9 protein-coding genes are annotated in these 15,220 nt (G+C 54.8%); 4 read left to right on the top strand and 5 right to left on the bottom strand.

All coding sequences use genetic code 11. From position 1 onward, the window contains the following. Positions 1-54 precede the first annotated feature (54 nt). From FH871_RS22655 to cobA, 4 genes are all read right to left on the bottom strand, one after another. Complete coding sequence (locus FH871_RS22655) at positions 55-3,672, bottom strand: nitrate reductase (RefSeq protein ID WP_138993714.1); 3,618 nt, start codon at positions 3,670-3,672, stop codon at positions 55-57. 104 nt (positions 3,673-3,776) lie between these two features. Beyond that, on the bottom strand, positions 3,777-5,093 hold the full coding sequence (locus tag FH871_RS22650; RefSeq protein WP_138993713.1) for a NarK family nitrate/nitrite MFS transporter: 1,317 nt from the start codon (positions 5,091-5,093) through the stop codon (positions 3,777-3,779). An 18-nt stretch (positions 5,094-5,111) separates the two neighbouring features. Beyond that, complete coding sequence (locus FH871_RS22645) at positions 5,112-6,635, bottom strand: alginate export family protein (RefSeq protein ID WP_138993712.1); 1,524 nt, start codon at positions 6,633-6,635, stop codon at positions 5,112-5,114. A 351-nt stretch (positions 6,636-6,986) separates the two neighbouring features. Beyond that, entirely contained in the window at positions 6,987-7,769 is a 783-nt protein-coding gene (cobA, locus tag FH871_RS22640) for a uroporphyrinogen-III C-methyltransferase (RefSeq protein WP_138993711.1), read from the bottom strand. 278 nt (positions 7,770-8,047) lie between these two features. On the opposite strand from cobA, the gene nirB reads away from it, so the two are divergent. From nirB to FH871_RS22620, 4 genes are all read left to right on the top strand, one after another. Next, positions 8,048-10,567 (top strand): nitrite reductase large subunit NirB, encoded by a 2,520-nt coding sequence (gene nirB, locus FH871_RS22635; RefSeq protein ID WP_138993710.1) that lies wholly within the window; start codon positions 8,048-8,050, stop codon positions 10,565-10,567. A 192-nt stretch (positions 10,568-10,759) separates the two neighbouring features. Beyond that, a complete protein-coding gene (nirD, locus tag FH871_RS22630) occupies positions 10,760-11,116 on the top strand; it encodes a nitrite reductase small subunit NirD (protein ID WP_138993709.1) in 357 nt (118 codons plus the stop codon). 7 nt (positions 11,117-11,123) lie between these two features. Then, positions 11,124-12,581, top strand: a complete 1,458-nt coding sequence (locus FH871_RS22625) for an ATP-binding protein (RefSeq protein ID WP_138993708.1) — start codon at positions 11,124-11,126, stop codon at positions 12,579-12,581. Beyond that, the gene (locus FH871_RS22620; protein ID WP_138993767.1) at positions 12,581-13,267 is read left to right on the top strand and encodes a response regulator transcription factor; all 687 of its coding nucleotides are present in this window, start codon (positions 12,581-12,583) and stop codon (positions 13,265-13,267) included. The genes FH871_RS22625 and FH871_RS22620 overlap by 1 nt, the downstream gene beginning before the upstream one ends. 22 nt (positions 13,268-13,289) lie before the next feature. On the opposite strand, the gene FH871_RS22615 is transcribed toward FH871_RS22620, so the two are convergent. Continuing rightward, positions 13,290-15,047, bottom strand: coding sequence for an alpha-L-fucosidase (locus FH871_RS22615; protein ID WP_138993707.1), 1,758 nt, complete (start codon positions 15,045-15,047; stop codon positions 13,290-13,292). Positions 15,048-15,220 lie beyond the last annotated feature (173 nt).

Below are 15,220 nucleotides of genomic sequence, written 5' to 3'. Positions count from 1 at the left end.
AATGATGAATGATGAACGATGGACGATGAATGGGCTGATGCATACAGGCATCGTTCATCGTTCATCATTCATCGTTTGTAAAAGCACCCGCTCGTTCATCTTTTCCAAAATACTCCGCACTTCCGGGCGACACGAACCGCAGCCGGTTCCGGCGCCGGTTTTCTGGCACAATTGCTGAAAATCGGTGCAACCCGCCTGAATGGCACGCTCCAGGTTGCCCTGTCCGACGCTGTTGCAGGAACACACCAGTTTGCCCTCCATCGGATCGACGGCTTTGCTGGCCCGCAGCAGTTGCAGGCGTTTTTCCGACAATTCCGTTCCTTTGGCAATCAGGTCGCGGAACTCCGCAAATTCGTTCTTATCCCCAATCAAGATGGCCCCCACGAGCTTGTCGCCCTGAACGATGCATTTTTTATAATACCGTTTCGACTTGTCGATGAAAACAATTTCTTCGTAGCTGGAATCATTCGGGGGCGTTTCGGCCATGCCGATGCTGCACAAATGCAGTCCTTCCATTTTCAGGATGCTGATTGCCACGCTGCCCCGGTACGGCTTGGAAACGTCCCCGGCAATGAAACCGGCGGCTATTTCGGCCTGTTGCTCGGCGGCCAGCGTGATGCCCCACATCTGACCATTCCACTGCGCCAGTTCGCCCGCGGCAAAAATGTCCGGGTCCGATGTTTGCAGGTAATCATTCACCACCACACCCCGGTTGCAGTCGAGTCCGGCTTCCCGCGCCAGTTCGATATTCGGTTCCGTACCTATGGCGATCACCACGACCTGACACGGTATTTTATGGCCCGATTTTAACTGAATGCCTTCCACTTTGGTGGTTCCGGCAAACGTCTGGACTTCCTCGTTGAAAAACACATCGATGCCGCGTTCTTTCAGTTCCAGATACAACAACTCACTCGCCAGCGGATCGATCTGGCGTTCCATAAACCGCCCCGCCCGCTGAATCACCGTCACCCGTACGTTGATCTGACGCAGCGAAGCCGCCAGTTCCAGACCCAACAAACCGCCCCCCACAATGACCGTGTGTGGTTCGGCCCCGCCTTCCGGTTGCTTCAGGAAAGGCAGCAGCGAATCGGCATCGAGCCGTGACCGCATGTTGAAAATGCCCGGTAATGGCGGAACGCCCCGGGGCATAAAAGCCCGGCTTCCCGTACCGAGCAGCAGTTTGTCGTAGGTGTGTTCCACGCCATTGCTGTCGATCAGCACTTTGGCTTTCCGGTCGATGTGGACGATGCTAACGCCCTTATGAACCCGGATGTTGGCATCCCCAAACTGATCCTCGCGCAACTTGACAAGTTGCTCCCACGACTGCGCCCCGCTGATGTAATCGGGCAGCAAAACCCGGTTGTAGAACGGATAGATTTCTCTGGAAAAGACGTGAATCTCGTCGTCCGTATTTAAAGTTCGGTAAGCATTGATAAAGCCCAATCCCGCCGACCCGGCTCCGATAATGACAATTTTTTCAACCGGTTTTCGGTAGGGGACGACCTCGACCGCCGAAAACTTGAAATCCGGTTCTTTCGAACGGGGATCGATGAGGGCATTCGTCAGGTTGTTGGCGCGGTTCAGGTTGCTCTTCCTCGGACCGCCGACCGGCATTTTTCCCCAGTGCATGGGCAGAAAACACAAACCGGCCCGCACCTCGTCGGTAAGCTGGGCCTTGACGCGCACCTCGCCCCGCCGACCCCGCACTTCGACCAACTGGCCTTCCTGAATGCCCCGCGCTTTTGCGTCGTCGGGATGGATTTGCAGAAACGGTTGCGGACTATGCTGATTAAGTTTGGCCACCCGACCGGTTTTGGTCATCGTGTGCCACTGATCGCGGATGCGTCCCGTGGTCAGCACCAGCGGAAAGTCTTCATCCGTCGGTTCCGATGCGTTTTCGTCGGGAACTGCATGAATCTGCGCCCGACCATTGGCGGTATGAAACCGGTGATCGGTAAAAAGTCGTTTGGTGCCGGTTTCCGGTTTTCCACCTTCGATATTCGTTATTCGAAATTCAACATTCGTTATTAATTTTTCTTCCTTCTCTTTTCTGTCTTTCTCCGAAAACGGCCACTGAATCGTCCGGTATTTCTTCAGCAGTTTATAACTCACGCCCGTTACATCGACGTTCGTTCCGGCCGTGAGTTGGGTGTATTCGTCATAAACTTCCGAGCAATTCGCATAAGTAAACGAGTCGCCAAACCCCATTTTCTGCGCAAACCGCCAGAGAATTTCCGAATCCGGCAAGGCTTCGCCGGGCGGATCGATGACTTTGGGCAGGTACGCAATCCGGCGTTCGGCGTTGGTCATCGTGCCGTCTTTTTCAAGCCAGGCGGAAGCGGGCAGCACAACATCGGCAAAACCAACGGTATCCGCGCGGTTCGAAACATCCTGCACCACCACAAACCGGGCTTTTTTCAACGCCAGTTCAGCCGCATTGACATCCGGCATACTCACCAGCGGATTCGTGTTGATGATCCAGATGGCCTTTAATTTATCTTCCGCCAGCGCTTCGAACATCTCGGTAGCGGTCAGGCCGGGTTTGGGCGCAATCTTGACCGGACTTTTCCAGAACGCTTCCACCTCGGCGCGGTGGGCCGCATTCAGCACGTCGCGGTGGGCGGGGAGGCTGTTGGCCAGGCCGCCGGTTTCGCGGCCACCCATCGCGTTGGGTTGTCCCGTCAATGAAAAAGGCCCGTTGCCCGGTTTGCCAATCCGACCCGTAATCAGGTGTAAATTGATGAGCGACAGGTTTTTATTGACACCAATCACCGATTGGTTCAGGCCCATTGTCCAGAGCGACAGAAAGCCCTTCGAGCGGCCAATCCAGTCGGCCGCCTGCCGGATGCCTTCGGGCGAAATCCCGCACAGGTCGGCGGCTTCCTCAATCGTGCGCTGCATCACCTGATCGCGATAAGCCGCAAAACCGTCGGCGTGGTGGGTGATAAAGTCGATGTCGATGTCGCCATTCTCGATCAGCAACCGGCCGATGGCGTTGTTCAGCACAATGTCGGTGCCGGGGCGAAGGGGTAAATGCAGATCCGACGAACGGGCGGTATCGGTTTTTCGGGGATCGACGCAAATGATTTTGACGTGTGGATTGGCAGCTTTGTGCGCTTCAATCCGTCGCCAGAGAATGGGATGACACCAGGCCGGATTGGCACCCTGCACCAGAAAAACATCGGCTTCTTCAATGTCGTCGTAGCAAACCGGTACGGAATCTTCCCCAAGCGACAGTTTATAGCCCACCACTGCCGAACTCATGCAGAGCCGGGAGTTGGTATCGATGTTGTTGGAGCCAATAAAGCCCTTGATCAGCTTGTTGACCAGGTAATATTCTTCCGTCAGACATTGCCCTGACACATAAAACGCCACCGAATCCGGCCCGTACTTTTGAATGAAGGTCTTAAAAACCGCAGCCGTGCGTTCCAGCGCGGCATCCCAGCTCACCCGTTGCAGCGGCATCGACCGGTTGAGTCGCATCTGCGGATACAGCAACCGATCCGACTGATCCATTACCGTATAGTGCAGATTCATCCCTTTCGAACACAGCATGCCGCGGTTGGAGGGATGTTGCTTATCCCCTTCAACCGTCAGCCGTCCGTTCTGCTCCTGTTTGACGACGATTCCACAGCCAACCCCACAGTAGCAACAGGTAGTTTGATGAGACATGGTTTGAATGATGAATGATGAACGATGGACGATGAATGATGGACAATGCATGATATAGTGCGCTAGCAATTCATCGTTCATCGTCCATCATTCATCATTATTTTTTAAGCGGTTTGCAATTCGGTTTCGGCGGTTTTTACGACGGCGGTTTTGCCGAAGTTGACGAGGAACAGCAACAGGCCGGTCGCTGCGACAATGCCACCGATGTAGAGGAAGGCCTGTCCGTAGCTGATGGATTGCGATTTGAATAGGAAGCCCATCAGCATACCGCCAATGTTACCACCGGCACCGACAACCCCCGAAATGACCCCAACGGCTTTTGGATTGACGAACGGCACAATGGCGTAGGTGCTGCCATTGGCCATTTTCAGGAACAGTGCAAAGCTGATCATCGAAATAATCGCCATCGACAGGCTGCCCGACTGTGCGAAGAGCGCAATGCCGACGCCTTCCATCAGCAGCAAACCGGCCAGTAACAGCCCTTTGCCGCGCATACCGTATTGATTTCCCACTTTGTCGGCGACGATGCCGCCGAGGGCGCGGGCAAAAATGTTCATGAATCCGAACAGCATGGCCCAGAAACCGGCTTCGGTTTCTTTCATATCGAAATTGTCGAAAAAATAGAGCGACGCCACCCCGTCGAAGGTGATTTCCATCCCGAAGCAGCAGGCATACGCCAGCGACAGAGCCCAGACGCGGATGTCGGCGCAGGCTTTCCAGAAGCTTATTTTCTCGCCTTTTACCGTCGTACGCTGGATCTCGTCCGGTCCGGCGTCCCGGTAGTTGCCGTTCGGTGTGTCTTTCGTGTAGCGGAAATAAACAAACGCCATGATGAGCATCAGGACGCCCGGAAAAATCATCGCCAGCCGCCAGGCTTCAGGCTTGGTGTAGCCAAAACCGATAATCGTGGCCATAATCACCGGCATGGCGAGTTGCGTGATGCCCCCGCCCAGGTTTCCCCAGCCCCCGGCCACGGCATTGGCCGTTCCCTTGATTTTGGGGGCAAACATGACCGACGTATGAAACTGCGTGATGACAAACGAGGCACCGATGACGCCGATTGCCAGACGGAACAGCAAAAATGTGGTGTAGTCGTGGGCCAGTCCGACAAACATGACCGGAAAGGCACCCAGCACGAGCAAAGCCGTGTAGGTTTTACGCGGCCCCCAGGTGTCGCACAATTTTCCGACCACCAGGCGGGCAAAGATGGTGGCCGACACGGCGGCAATGATCGTGTTGCCCACTTCGGGCTTCGTCAGTCCCAGATCGGCGCGGATGGCAGGCATCAGCGGGGCCAGACCGAACCAGCCGAAAAAGCAGACAAAAAACGTCATCCAGGTGATGTGAAAAGTCTTCATCTGAATGCCTGAGAAACTGAATACGGGCAGCGTTTCGAGCGGTTTATTTACGGGTGCGTTCATGGCTTTTTCGGTTTATGATTAGAGGAAAGTGGGGCGGATGTTGATCATCAAATACGCCCAGGTTCCCAGTTTATCTTTCTGATTCATGGTGTTTTGCTTCGTATATTCCAGCGAATTCGTGCCGCGCATCAAGGCGTATCCGGCTTCCAGGCTCGTGAATTTGTTCAGGCTGTAGGTGGCCGTAAAGTCGAACTCCATGCCCAGTTTCGAATCGAGTGTTGCACCGGATGCCGCATCGGGCATCTTGTTGAACGTGGTTGCCGCCAGGGCGAAATAATGCACGTCGAGGCCCGTCGTCAGGCGTTTTCCGGCGTATTTGAACTTCAGAAACGCATCTTTCAAACCGCCGGCCGGTGCGCCGGTGCCCACGTAGAAATAATCCATGTAGCCCCAGTGTTTGTGCGGGGTGCCATAGAGCGGATCGAAGCGACCGGTTTCACCCGGTTTTACGGTTGCGGCATTGGTGCCGGAAAGAACTTCATACCCGGGAGTAACACTCAGCAAACCTTTCTGGAACGTGACGTTGGCACCGTAGTGATAGGCGTTCCGGATGCGCAAACCGTCGCGGTCTTTGCCGCTTTGTAAATAGCCGAAAGCCTGCCACAGAATCTGACCGGTTTTTGCGGCCGAAACCGTGGCCTGTCCTGTCAGCATCGCGCCGTAGGTCAGCCGGGAATGAACGCCCGGAACATCATAACGCCGACCATATACGTAGCCCGTAGCCGCACTGCCCAGCGAGTCGGTCCGGTATTTCGAGAAATCGTCTTTAAAGACCAACGCCGAGAATTTAGTCCCGTTAAATTTCCGCGTCAGATACGCCATTTGAAACGCCTTGAACTGCTGATTCTGGCCGTTGGTACTGACCGCATTGGCCACCACCGGCACCCCGCCTTTGCCGACGGTGGGCAAAAAACCGCCCGGAATCGCCAGCGAAACGTTTTTGTTGGAAAGTGCCGACGCTGGTGCATTGGCAGGTGTGTAATAGGTGCCGGTGTTTCCGAACGCATCGGAATTCTGGTTAAAGCCGACGCCCAGATCCAGCGCCCAGCCGTGGTGCTGGGCTTTCAGGATGGCGGCATCGAACCGGCGGGCCTGCTGGAGCCAGTCGAGATTGCCCAGCAAGCGGACGTCGTCATACACCAGTTCCTGACGTCCAATTTTCAGGGATAACCTGTCAATGGGCTTGAATTTCAGCGTACTATCGGCGGCATTGATGAGCGTCAGATCGGCCCAGGCTTCGTGGATCATCAGCCGGTTTCCGTCGGTGCTGTTGATGCTGGAAGCGTCCTGGCCCCACACCCGTACGTCCTGCACGGAAACGTTAAAGAGAACGCGATCCCATTTGTAACCGAACGTCAGCCGGGTGCGTTGCGACGTAAAAGCGGCCGCCCGGCTGTTTTTGGGTGCCAGATTGCCGAAACCGTCGCGCAGTTCCGTACGGGTACGAAGCTGGCCGGTCAGCGAAACCTGCGCCCGGAGTTGTAGGTGAAAAATAGTCAGCAGAAGGCATAGAAGCCCTAACCGCATGAAGTAGAGTTTCATGACATACGTGGGTTGAAAGAAAAGAAGCGGCCGGTGCAAAAAGTAAGCAGGATACCCGAAGCGGGTAAGAGAAAGGCAACCCTCTGAAAGGACAGGCCTTACGGGTGACGACGCGATTCGTCCGGTCGTCCGGACCCGATAAGGCGGAATGAAGCGATTTGCTTTACGTCGGTTTTTTCATTTTCTTTGAACCGTTTGTGTTTTACATAGACAAACCCAGTTTTGGCCGATCCAAAGGTGCCCCCACACCGGATCGGCTTTTTTTTCGGTTTACAGTATTCGGTTTACAGTTTACGGTGCGGTTCCCCACCGGGACTGACATAAGCTTGTTCTGGCGTTAGCCAACTTGCGTCAGCTACCGTAAACCGAATACTGTAAACTGTCAACCGATACGCTGCGCAGGCATTCGGCCAGGTAGGCCGGATGCAGGGCAACCACTTCGCCGATCACCAGCACAGCTGGCGCCCCCACGCCATGCTCTGCTACGAGATGAGGCATTTTCCAGACCTGACCCACCACACTCTGTTCGTTGATGCGGGTCCCGTTCTGAATAACCGCCATCGGGACATGGCCCCGACCGGCCTGGCAGTAGAGTGCGCAAATCTCCGCCAGTTTATTCACGCCCATCAGCACCACCACCGTCGCTTTTGACTGAACCGCCAGCCGCAGATCGTCGGACAGTTCGCCGTGGCGCGTGGTGCCGGTGATGACCCAGAAACTTTCACTGACCCCGCGGGAGGTAACCGGAATGCCCTGCGAAGCCGGAACCGCAATGCAACTGGAAACACCGGGAACGACATCGCACGGAATACCGTATTGCCGGACGTGTTCGTATTCCTCGTATCCGCGTCCGAATACGTACGAATCACCGCCTTTCAGCCGAACCACGTGGCCGTGTTCCTGCGCCATCCGCACAATCAAACCATTGATTTCCTCCTGCGTAAACGATGCCTTCCCCGCCCGTTTTCCCACGTAGGTTTTCAGCGCGTGTTTGGGTGCAAAATCCAGCAAGGAGTCATTGGCCAGATCGTCGTACAGCACAACGTCGGCTTTCTGAAGCGCCCTGATCCCTTTCAAGGTAATCAATTCGCCGTCGCCGGGACCCGCCCCCACGAGTGTAAGCTTTGGCTTCATCGCTTTGGTGTTTAGTAGTGGTGAATAGTTAAAATGTACTATTGTTAGTATTTGATAACTATCGAATTATTGGTTCAAAATTAGAGAGATAATTTGGAAAAGCAAGTGAATTCAATAAAAATAGGATTAAAATATAGGTGTGACAGAATAAAAATATAGGAAATTGGGAAAAATCAGTTTAATTTTGAATCGTGGTATTTCAGGTGTAATTGGGGAATTTTACTGAAATAGTACAAAAAATAAACGGGTTTGTTTTATAACTATAGTTACTAATAACTATGAACACAAGCAAAATGAGGCATGTCGTCGTCGTAGGCAATGGCATGGTGGGCTACAAATTCTGTGAAAAATTAGTAGCCAAACAAAAAAACGGGGTGCAGTTTACCCTGACGGTTTTTGGGGAAGAACCGCGGGCGGCCTACGATCGCGTCCATCTGAGTGCCTATTTCGATGGAAAAACGGCCGAAGATCTGACGATGGCGCCCGAATCGTGGTATGCCGAAAACGGTATCCAACTGTATCTGACCGACCCGGTGGTGGACATCGACCGGGAGCGGAAGGAAGTTCGTTCGCACCACGGCATGGTAGTGCCCTATGACTATCTGATTCTGGCTACCGGTTCCGGCGCGTTTGTGCCACCCGTGGCCGGCGTCGAAAAAGACGGGGTGTTCGTCTACCGCACCATCGAGGATCTGGACCTCATTCAATCGTATGCGCGCAGAGCCCGCAAAGGGGCCGTCATGGGGGGCGGTTTGCTGGGGCTGGAAGCCGCCAAAGCCCTGCTCGACCTGGGTCTGGAAACCGCCCACGTGATCGAATTTGCGCCCCGGCTGATGCCCCGGCAAATCGACGATGCCGGGTCCGGGATTCTGCAACGCCAACTCGAAGCGCTGGGCCTGAACATCCACCTCTCTAAAAGTACGCAGGAAATTACCGGCGAGGACACCATCAAAGGCATCCAGTTCGCGGATGGCAGCACGCTGGACGTCGACATGCTGATCATCTCCGCCGGGATTCGTCCGCGCGACGAACTGGCAAAAGCGACCGGTTTGGATACGCACCCGCGCGGGGGCATTGTGGTCGACAATTTCCTGCAAACCTCCGATCCGGCGGTTTTTGCCATTGGCGAATGTGCCGTCGTTCACCATATGATCTACGGCCTGGTGGCTCCGGGCTACGAAATGGCCGAGGTCGTGGCGGCCCGGTTGATGGGTGAGGAGAAGGAATTCAAACCGTTCGACATGTCGACCAAGCTGAAGCTGATCGGCACTGATGTCGCCAGTTTTGGGGACCCGTTCATTGCCGAACCGTCCTGCCGCACGATTTCGTACGAAAACAAAGCCAAAGGCATTTACAAGCGCATTAATATTTCGGGCGATGGCAGAACGCTGCTCGGCGGTATTCTGGTGGGCGACGCCGATCAGTATAACATGCTGCTGCAAACCTGCAAGAATAAAACCATCCTGCCGCCCGATCCGGAAGACCTGATCCTGGGTTCGCGCGGGGGTGAAGAAGCAGGTGCGGGCGTGATGGGCTTGCCCGACGAGGCACTGATCTGTTCCTGCGAAGCGATTACCAAGGCCATGCTCTGCCACGAAATTGGCGAAAATGGCCACACGACCATCGATTCCCTCAAGAAAGCCACCAAAGCCTGTACGGGTTGTGGCGGTTGTACGCCCCTGGTGAAAGATTTGATTCAGGGCGTCCAGAAACAACAGGGGCATTATGTCAGGAATGTGCTTTGCGAACACATCGATTACACCCGCCAGGAACTGCTGGATCTGGTGAAAATGAACAGCCTGAAAACGTTTGATGACGTGCTGGACACGTTCGGAAAAGGCGATGGCTGCGAGGTTTGCAAACCGGCGGTGGCGTCGATTCTGGCGAGTTTATGGAACGAAAATATTCTCGAAAAAGGGCGCGCGACCATTCAGGATTCCAACGACCGGTTTTTGGCGAACATCCAGAAAGGCGGCACCTATTCGGTGGTGCCGCGCATTCCGGGGGGGGAAATCACGCCCGATAAACTGATCGTGATTGGGCAGGTAGCCAAAAAATACGGTTTGTATACCAAAATAACCGGCGGACAGCGCATCGACCTCTTCGGTGCCCACGTCGGCGATCTGCCCCTGATCTGGGAAGAACTGATCAACGCCGGTTTCGAAAGCGGCCACGCCTACGGGAAATCCCTGCGGACGGTGAAAAGTTGCGTGGGCAGCACCTGGTGCCGGTTCGGTGTGCAGGATTCGGTGTCGTTTGCCATCGAAGTGGAAGACCGGTACAAGGGCGTTCGTTCTCCGCACAAAATCAAGTCGGGCGTGTCGGGCTGTATCCGCGAATGTGCCGAAGCGCAGAGCAAGGATTTTGGCATCATCGCCACTGAAAAAGGCTGGAATCTGTATGTAGGCGGCAATGGCGGCTCCAAACCGCAGCACGCGCAGTTGCTGGCTTCGGATGTCGATAAGGAAACCTGCATCCGCTACATCGACCGGTTCCTGATGTTTTACATCAAAACCGCCGACCCACTGACGCGCACCGCCACCTGGATGAACAAAATGGAAGGCGGCATGACCTATCTGAAAGCCGTGGTGGTGGACGACGTGCTGGGCATTGCCGACGAGCTGGAGCGCGAGATGCAGTTGCTGGTCGACACCTTCAAATGCGAATGGAAAGAAGTGGTTGACAACCCTGAACTCCGCAAGCGGTTTGCCCACTTCGTCAACGTTCCCGAACAAAAAGACCCAACGGTAGAATTCGAATCGTTGCGGGAAATGAAACGGGCGAAGGAATGGAAGTAATCCAGCCCACGGTTTCAACCGTGGGAACAGGCGAGGTTTTAGGCCGATTATAAACCGTTAAAACGGTTTGGCCAACTCCCAAAACCGTTTTAACGGTTCCCGGAATATGGGATACGGATTGGTGTACCCACAGTTCAAACCGTGGGCTATGAAAAAAATATGGTCGTTTTCTTTTCTCCAAACGCAAAAAATATGGAAACCTTACTAGCTGATAAAGAAGAAATTACGTGGTATCTGGCCTGCCGGGCCGAGGATGTTCCTGCCGATGGCGGGGCCTGTGTCCTGATCAACGGTCACCAGATTGCCATTTACAATTTTGCGCGCCGGGGCGAGTGGTATGCGACGGACAACGAATGCCCGCACCGCCAGCAGATGGCCCTGTCGCGGGGCATGATCGGCAGCCAGGGCGACGAGCCGAAAGTGGCCTGTCCGTTCCACAAAAAGACGTTTTCGCTCCAGACGGGGCAGTGCCTGAACGACGATGGCTACCAGATTATGACCTTTCCGGTGAAAGTGACCAACGGAATGGTGTATATTGGAGTAGAATAGAGACCGAATGAATCAACTCGATGAGCAGGTAGCCCGCCGGTTAACCCGGTTTTACGTTCTGGCGTTAACGTGCATTGCCGTGCTATCGCTGAGTGGGCTGCTGTTTATCCGCCAGACGCTGAGCGATCACTACGACGACAGCCGGGTGGTGAACGTGGCAGGTCGGCAACGCATGTTGAGCCAGCGACTGACGAAACTGGCGCTGCTCCGGATCATGGAGACACCTACGACCGATACGGCGTCGTTTTCCGCGCTGCTGCACACCTGGAGCCAGAGCCACATTCAGTTGCGGAACGGTGATTTGCGGATGGAAAAGGCGTATGTGGTGCGGAAAAGCCGCCAGCTCGACCGAATGTTCGCGGAGATCGAGCCGGTTTTTCAGTCCATGTACCAAAGCCTGGTGCGAATCGATGCCGCTTCGACATCGCCGGAGCAGAGGAAAACCGCCCTGAAGGTCATTCTGCGCGACGAGCCTTCGTTTCTGAATCAGATGAATGCCATCGTGTTTCAGTTCGATAAAGAAAGCTTCGAACGGGTTCGGTCGCTCGAACAGATCGAGTGGGTGCTGACGGTGGCGACCCTGCTGACGTTGCTGATCGAAGGGCTGTTGATTTTCCGGCCGGTGGTGACGCATACCAAAAATGTGATTCGGAAACTGACCGAATCGGACGATGCGTTGCGGGCGGTGAACGAAAGCCTGGCGGTGGCCAACACAGATCTGGAAGTGGCTAACCAGCAGTTGGTTAAAACCCAGCGCGAACTTCTGCGGGCTACCGAAGAAAAATACCGTTTGCAGATTGCCGAGGAAACCGTGCGGTCGGCGGGCCTGTTGGAAGGGCAGGAGGAAGAACGACGGCGGTTTGCCCGTGAACTCCACGACGGGATTGGGCAGATGCTGACCGGCCTGAAACTGCACGCGGAAAAACTGAAGGTCATTCCTTTTCCGGAACCCAAACACCGGCAACGGTTCGAGGAATTGTGCGAACTGATTTACGACGTTATTCAGACAACCCGCCAGACGTCGCACAACCTGATGCCGTCGGTGCTGGGCGACTTCGGTTTGGGTGCAACCTTGCAATTATTGGCGGAACAAACGGCCCGATCATCCGGAATTGAGGTTATCTTTGAAGGGGATCGTGACGAGAGCAGGCTGCCGCCAGCGGTGGAAATTGGCCTGTACCGGATTGCGCAGGAAGCCCTGAACAACGCCATCAAGCACGCGCAGGCTCAGAAAATCCGGATTAGCTGGCAACGAGCGCCCCGAATTGTATTGGCGGTGGAAGACAACGGAAAGGGCTTTTCCGTTAAATCGACTCCGAAATACGAAAGAGGAATTCAGCCCGTCAACGGCCTGGAAAACATGCGCACCCGGGCCCGTTTGATGAACGGCGACCTGACGATTACGTCGAAATTGAAAAAAGGAACGAAAGTTGCCGTCACTTTACCAGACACTACGAACGGATGATGCCGATACGAATTCTTGTTGCCGACGACCATTCTGTGGTACGAAAAGGGGTTCGGACCTTGCTGGAAGATGAAGTTGATATTGAGGTGGTTGGCGAAGCCCCCGACGGCGACGAAGCCATCGATCTGATTCCGGTGGTGAAACCGGATGTGCTGTTTCTGGACATCACCATGCCCCGCATGTCGGGCATCGAAGCCCTGCAAATCATAACCCGGCAGTATCCCAAAATCCGGATTCTGATGTTCAGTATGCACAACAACAAGGATTATATCCTGAAATCGGTGCAGTATGGAGCCGCCGGTTATTTGCAGAAAGACACCGACCGCGAAGAAATTCTGCGGGCAGTTCGGGCCGTGGTCGACGGCGAATTGTATTATCCACCGAGCGCTTCGACGGTTATTATCAGACATTGGGTGGTGCCCGAAACGGGCACCCTAAAAGAAGAGTACAGCCCGGGTTCCAAAAGTCGCTCATCCATCTGGAACAAAGTTAGCTCGCGGGAAGCCCAGATTCTGACCTGTTTGACGGAAGGGATGAACAGCCAGGAAATCGCCAAAAAATTTGACATCAGCACCAATACCGTGGCCAACCAGCGCGCCAGCATTCTGAAAAAAGTGGGCGTCAAAAATACCGTCGATCTGATCCGGCTGGCGCTGGAAGAAAAATCCGGTCGGATGAAAAACTAACGCGCCGGATGTAATTCGTTGACTAGTTGGGCGGTAACAACTGGAATTCACTAACCCCGATGCTGCCCGATGACTCGAGAATGACCAGCCGAAACCGCTGCGCCGTGACGGGCGGAATTTCCTGCCGCCATTCGTTGCCCATTTCCCGGCCCGTCGCCAGCGTTACCCATTCGTTGCCTTTCTGATACTGCACGCTAAACCGGCTGATTTTCGGGATCAGCTCCGGGTTGTTTTTTCGCTGAAATTCCTGAAGCACGATTTGCCCAACGGGTTGCGGTTTTCCTAAATCAACCTGCAGCCAGCCGGTGCTTTCGTAATTGGCTTGGGCTTCTTTCGTCTGGTAGTGAAGCGGTTTTCCATAATTGGCCTCAAAATTGGTGTCGCTTCGACGGCCGAGCTTCCAGTAGGTCGCCTTGTTATCGTCGAACGCGGCTCCTGCATCGTGCAGAAATGGCCCCACCGCGCTCGAAGCCGACGGTTTTTTGCCATAGGCCAGCGACCCGGTTTTCGAAAACGGCAGAATGGGAGCCAGTTGCGCAGCCGGACGGTCCAGGGTCAGGGTGATCATCGTCGCAATGGAGTCGCGCGCAGAAACCGGCACGATCAGCCGAACGTGTTCCTTATTTTGCGAAAAAGTCAGCTTCGCGCCATTGAGCAGGGCGGCCTGTTTAATCGTTGCGGGCAGGGGTGGTAACACCACTTCGCCGGTGGTTCCCGCCAGCAGGTGCAGAAAAATGCGGTTGTCTTTTTGCGTACAGACGTACTCCTGAGCGGGGGTGTAGGGGCCGCCTTTGGTGCCGTAAATGGCGACTTGCCGGGGCTTGATCCAGGCTCCGACTTCCTGCAAACGGCTGGCAAACAGGGGCGGAATCTGTCCCAGGCTATCGGGGCCGACATTGAGCAGTAAGTTACCATTGCCACCCACACACCGCAGCAACGTATGCACGACCTCTTTCGCAGCCCGGGGTTTGTCTTCAAACCGCCACGCCCACTGGTGGCCTAAATTCGTGCAGGTTTCCCAGGGGACGTTGCCGTATCCGGCCACGAAACCTTCAGGCGTAACATAATCGCCGTAGCGGCCCGGCTGGGCGTGCGACTCGTCCGGGTTGAAAGCTTCGAGCCGGTTGTCGAGGATAATACCGGGTTGCAGGCGATGCGCCAGCTCATGGACATTTTTCGGGTCGGTCGGGCAGGGCCAGCCGTCGTAATCAATCCACAACAGGCTGATTTTGCCGTAGTTGGTCAACAGTTCGGTGAGTTGCTGCAACATCCGGGTTTCAAACACGCCGTTTCGTTCCCGGTCAGGATTGCGGCAGTCGGGGTCTTTCCAGTCGCCGGGCGAAAAATACCAGCCCAACTCCAGCCCGGCTTCGTGAACGGCGTCGGCCAGTTCCTTGCAAACGTCCCGCCCAAACGGCGACGACATGATGTTGTAAGGAATGGTTTTGGTGTTCCACAAACAGAAACCGTCATGGTGTTTGGCGGTGAGCACGACGTATTTCAGGCCGCTGGCTTTCGCCAGACGCACCCATTCTTTCGGATTGAATTGGGTGGGATTAAACCGCAGATACAGCGAATCGTACCGGCTTTTGCCGTAACCCGCCCGCGACCAGCTAATCTCTTTGCCCGTCAGCGTCGCCGGTCCCCAATGGATAAACATACCGAAGCGGTCCTGCTGCCACCACTGGAGCCGCTGGGCCTGGGGCAAGGCTTTTTGTGAAACCGCCGGGAGTGTGGTCAGGAGAAAAAACAGCGGGAGCAGGAGCCGTTTTGCATTCATTTGTCGGAAAATTAGGCTGTAGGAATAATCCCAAATGTACCCTAAATCCTGTTAAAGCCTACGTTTGCAGCGGTTTTATCGTGTCGCTGTTTTCCCGAAGCCGGATCACGGGAAAATGGAAAATTGTACCTGTTTTTAATTCCCGGTAGCTAAGAGTTCTCGATCAATTCGGT

This window comes from Larkinella sp. C7 (assembly GCF_006149005.1).
In the GTDB taxonomy this organism is placed as follows: domain Bacteria; phylum Bacteroidota; class Bacteroidia; order Cytophagales; family Spirosomataceae; genus Larkinella.
This window is presented reverse-complemented; position numbering and strand designations above follow the sequence as displayed.

What these genes read in the sequence shown, in the direction of transcription:
- FH871_RS22655 (WP_138993714.1), bottom strand. Translation starts at nt 3,672, where the DNA reads ATGTCTCATCAAACTACCTGTTGCTACTGTGGGGTTGGCTGTGGAATC.
- FH871_RS22615 (WP_138993707.1), bottom strand. Translation starts at nt 15,047, where the DNA reads ATGAATGCAAAACGGCTCCTGCTCCCGCTGTTTTTTCTCCTGACCACA.
- FH871_RS22620 (WP_138993767.1), top strand. Translation starts at nt 12,581, where the DNA reads ATGCCGATACGAATTCTTGTTGCCGACGACCATTCTGTGGTACGAAAA.
- nirB (WP_138993710.1), top strand. Translation starts at nt 8,048, where the DNA reads ATGAACACAAGCAAAATGAGGCATGTCGTCGTCGTAGGCAATGGCATG.
- FH871_RS22650 (WP_138993713.1), bottom strand. Translation starts at nt 5,093, where the DNA reads ATGAACGCACCCGTAAATAAACCGCTCGAAACGCTGCCCGTATTCAGT.
- cobA (WP_138993711.1), bottom strand. Translation starts at nt 7,769, where the DNA reads ATGAAGCCAAAGCTTACACTCGTGGGGGCGGGTCCCGGCGACGGCGAA.
- FH871_RS22645 (WP_138993712.1), bottom strand. Translation starts at nt 6,635, where the DNA reads ATGAAACTCTACTTCATGCGGTTAGGGCTTCTATGCCTTCTGCTGACT.
- FH871_RS22625 (WP_138993708.1), top strand. Translation starts at nt 11,124, where the DNA reads ATGAATCAACTCGATGAGCAGGTAGCCCGCCGGTTAACCCGGTTTTAC.
- nirD (WP_138993709.1), top strand. Translation starts at nt 10,760, where the DNA reads ATGGAAACCTTACTAGCTGATAAAGAAGAAATTACGTGGTATCTGGCC.